The following is a 3,255-nucleotide window of genomic DNA, read 5'->3' as shown; positions in this document are numbered from 1 at the left end:
CTCCCCACCTCCGCCCGCAACGCCACGAACTCCGGCAGCCCCCGCGTACCGATCTGATCCCGCTTCCCCGGCGCGGGCACCGGCAGCGACACCGGCAGGTCGAGCACGACACGCGACCCGGGCCCCGCCGAGAGAACGACAACCCGGTCCCCCACGTAAACGCTCTCGTCGATGTCATGCGTGACGAACACGATCGTCGTCCCCTCCGCCCGGTGCACCTCGAGCAGCAGATCCTCGAGGTCCTCCCGGGTCTGTGCGTCGAGGGAGCCGAAGGGCTCGTCCATGAGGAGGAGTGAGGGGCGGCACACCAACGCCCGTGCGATGGCGACCCGTTGCTGCATGCCTCCCGACAGCTGCCAGGGATGGCGGCGCCCGGCGCCGCCGAGGCCGACCCGTTCCAGCATGCGCTCGGCCTCGTCCCGCCGTTCGGCCCGCCCCATCCCCCGCCGCCGCAACGGCAACGCCACGTTCTCGCGGACGGACAACCAAGGAAACAACGAACGCCCGTAGTCCTGGAAGACGACCGCGAGCCGGTCGGGGACTCCGACGACCGGGTCCCCGTCGATACTGACCGCGCCCTCGTACGTGGGCAGCAACCCCGCGACGGTCCGCAGCAGGGTCGACTTACCGCACCCGGACGGCCCGACCACGCACAGGAGTTGACCGTCGGGCACGGTGAGGCTGATGTCGTGCAGGACCCGGTGTTCGCCGTAGCGCTGGCCCAGCGAGTCGAGGCGGAGCATGCGGATCGGTCACCTGTCCCTGGAGTCGAGCGCGCCGCCTTCGGTGCCGGAGTCGCTGTCGGAGTCGGTGTCCGTGCCGATGCCGGTTACTCGGACGTGGAGGAGATAAGGGCCGTCGTCGTCGCCTTGAGCCAGCGCACGGTCGAGGGCGGCGGGGAGTTCTGCGGGCCGTTCGACGTACGCCGCCGGGCACCCGAACCCGGCGGCGAGCGCGGTGAAGTCGACGCCGCCGATCTCCGTACCGGGGACGGGCGCGATGTCGATGCGGTGGCCGAGGGCGCGTACGGCGGCGTAACCGCCGTTGTCGAGGAGGACGTACGTGACCGGCACCCGATGGCGCGCGGCGGTCCACAGGCCCTGGACGGAGTAGAGGGCCGAGCCGTCGCCGACCACGCACACCAGCCGCCGCCGGTCGGCCAGCGCGCGCCCGACGGCCAGCGGCAGCCCCCAGCCGAGCGCCCCGCTGCCGGTGGTGAGGTAGCCGCCCTCCAGATCGACCCGCACGCGCGCGTGGATCGCGTCACGATGGCTGGGTGCCTCCTCGACGAGGACGCGGTCGCGCGGCAGCCGCTCCTGAAGCAGGTCGAGGACCAGCTCCGGCGTGATGTCGTCGACAGCGGACACCGGAAGGGGTGCCTCGCGCAGGGGAGGCGGTTTACGGTCCGACTCCGACTCGCCCAGCAGCGCCGCGAGTTGCCGAAGCGCCGGCTTCAGGGTCGTCACAATGCTTGTCCCCGTCGGCAGCCACGCCGCCTGACCCGGGTCGCAGTCGAGGTGGAACAGTTCGGTGCGCGCGGGCAGCGGCGGGCTCTCCGTATGGAAGTGGTACGTGAACAGGGGCGCCCCCAGGACGACCACCAGGTCGTACGCCTCCAGGCAGGCCGTCAGCCGGTCGGCTGCCGGCGGCAGGAAGCCCTGGAAGAGCGGATGGGACTCGGGGAAGCCGGAGCGGCCGGACATCGGGCTGATCCAGACGGCCGCGCGGGTGCGTTCGGCGAGGGTACGGACCTCGGCGAGCGCGTACTCGTCGTCGACTCCGGGCCCGACGACCAGCGCGGGCCGCTCACAGGCGTCGAGGCGCGCGGCCAGGGTGGACAGCGCGTCGGCGTCGGCCGTGAACGCGCCGTGCACGGCGCGCGGCTCGACGGGCGGGGCCGGCTGGTCCCAGTCGTCCTCGGGGACCGAGACGAAGACCGGGCCGCGGGGGTGGGACATGGCGATGCGGTGGGCCTCGGCGAGCACCGCGGGGACGTCCGCCGCGCGGTCCGGCTGACGGCTGAACTTCACGTACGGGCGCGGGAACTGGGCCGGTTCGTCGGCACCGAGGAACGGCCGCAGCTGGATCAGCGGGCGCGACTGCTGGCCGGCCATGACGACGAGGGGCACCCGGTCGCGGTACGCGTTGAAGACCGCGCCCAGCGCGTGTCCGACACCGCCCGCCGAGTGCAGGCTGACAAGGGCCGCGCGTCCGGTGCCGAGCGCGTGGCCCGCGGCCATGGCGACGGCGACGGACTCCTGTAAGCCCAGTACGTACGTGAAGTCTTCGGGCCAGTCGCGGAACATCCGCAGCTCCGTGGAGCCCGGATTGCCGAAGACCGTGGTCATGCCGGTGTCGCGGCAGAATTGGACGACGGAGTCCAGAACAGTTCCCGTCCCAGGGTTCATACGGGCCTCCCTCTGCCGAGCAGCCGTTTCTCGACCGCCAGCAGGCCGGTGTTGAGCAGATATCCGAGCGCGCCGAGCAGCACCAGTGCGGCCCACACGGTGAGCAGGTCGGAGCGCGACTGGGCGTCGGTGAGGGTGAAGCCGATGCCGTTGGCCGTGCCCGGCAGCAGCTCCGAGAAGACCATGAGGATGAGCGAGAGCGAAAGGCTCAGGCGCAGGCCCGCGAAGATGCGCGGCAGCGCGGACGGCAGGAGCAGCAGCCACAGCCGCTCGGGCGCGGTCAGCCGCAGTACGGCGGCGACTTCGAGCCGCAGGGGGTCGGTGTTGCGCGCCCCCTCGGCCGTATTGATCAGTACGGGCCATACGGCGCTGAAGACGATCGACGCGAGCTGCATCGGGGTACCGAAGTCGAAGACCACGACGAAGACGGGCACGAGGGCCGGGGGCGGGATCGCGCGCGCGAACTGCAGCACCGGGTTGCAGAGCGCGTACGCCCGCCGGGAGCGGCCGACGGCGACTCCGAGCGCGATTCCGGCGACCGCGGCGATCGCGAACCCGGTGGCCATCCGGCCGAGGCTGGGGAGGATGTTGTCCACGGCGTCGGTGGTGAGGAAGGCGTGTCCGGCCGGTCCTGAGAACCACAGGTCGTAGGCGTGCCGGGCGATGTCGGCGGGGGGTGGGAAGTAGACGCTGCCGTGTGCGCGGGCGCTGACCTGCCATGCGGCGACGGCTGCCGCGAGCACGGTCCAGCGCAGCAGCGCGCCGCGTGCCGCTGCCGGGACACGGCCGGTCCGGCTCATCACGGGCTCTCGCCCCCGCCGCCCCTACCTGTCCCATCCCCAAGGGC

3 protein-coding genes are annotated in these 3,255 nt (G+C 72.3%); all 3 read right to left on the bottom strand.

All coding sequences use genetic code 11. The annotated features are described in order from the left end of the window. On the bottom strand, positions 1-743 hold a 743-nt coding region (locus G5C60_RS50100), incomplete at its 3' end, for an ABC transporter ATP-binding protein (protein ID WP_165270899.1). A 9-nt stretch (positions 744-752) separates the two neighbouring features. Beyond that, entirely contained in the window at positions 753-2,408 is a 1,656-nt protein-coding gene (gene mdlC, locus G5C60_RS50095; protein ID WP_165270897.1) for a benzoylformate decarboxylase, read from the bottom strand. Continuing rightward, positions 2,405-3,208: an ABC transporter permease gene (locus G5C60_RS50090; RefSeq protein ID WP_165270895.1), complete on the bottom strand. Its 804-nt coding sequence runs from the start codon at positions 3,206-3,208 to the stop codon at positions 2,405-2,407. Before G5C60_RS50090 ends, mdlC begins: the two co-directional genes overlap by 4 nt. Positions 3,209-3,255 lie beyond the last annotated feature (47 nt).

The organism is Streptomyces scabichelini (assembly GCF_011045015.1).
GTDB classification, from domain to species: domain Bacteria; phylum Actinomycetota; class Actinomycetes; order Streptomycetales; family Streptomycetaceae; genus Streptomyces; species Streptomyces scabichelini.
This window is presented reverse-complemented; position numbering and strand designations above follow the sequence as displayed.

Coding starts and splice junctions, on each gene's coding strand:
- mdlC (WP_165270897.1), bottom strand. CDS start 2,408: ATGAACCCTGGGACGGGAACTGTTCTGGACTCCGTCGTCCAATTCTGC.
- G5C60_RS50090 (WP_165270895.1), bottom strand. CDS start 3,208: ATGAGCCGGACCGGCCGTGTCCCGGCAGCGGCACGCGGCGCGCTGCTG.